The organism is Secundilactobacillus silagincola, from assembly GCF_002583405.1.
GTDB lineage: Bacteria > Bacillota > Bacilli > Lactobacillales > Lactobacillaceae > Secundilactobacillus > Secundilactobacillus silagincola.
On sequence record NZ_BCMJ01000033.1, the window covers coordinates 1 to 373 of the forward strand.

The following is a 373-nucleotide window of genomic DNA, read 5'->3' on the forward strand; positions in this document are numbered from 1 at the left end:
ATGCTTCGGGGAGCTGTACGTAAGCTTTGATCCGGAGATTTCCGAATGGGGAAACCCAATCATCTTAGTCGATGATTAATGCTTAGTGAATACATAGCTAAGTATTGGCAGACGTGGGGAACTGAAACATCTAAGTACCCACAGGAAGAGAAAGCAATTGCGATTCCCATAGTAGCGGCGAGCGAAGTGGGAACAGCCCAAACCAGGAAGCTTGCTTCCTGGGGTTGTAGGACTGAACATTTGAGTTACCAAAGTAACGGATAGTCGAACGGTTTGGGAAGACCGGCCAGAGCGGGTGATAGCCCCGTAGACGAAATTTGTTACCCTCAGTTCAGGATCCTGAGTACGGCCAGACACGTGAAACCTGGTCGGA

1 rRNA gene is annotated in these 373 nt (G+C 49.3%); it reads left to right on the forward strand.

The window, feature by feature from the left end:
* Positions 1-373 (forward strand): 23S ribosomal RNA (locus CES82_RS12075); the annotation flags it as partial.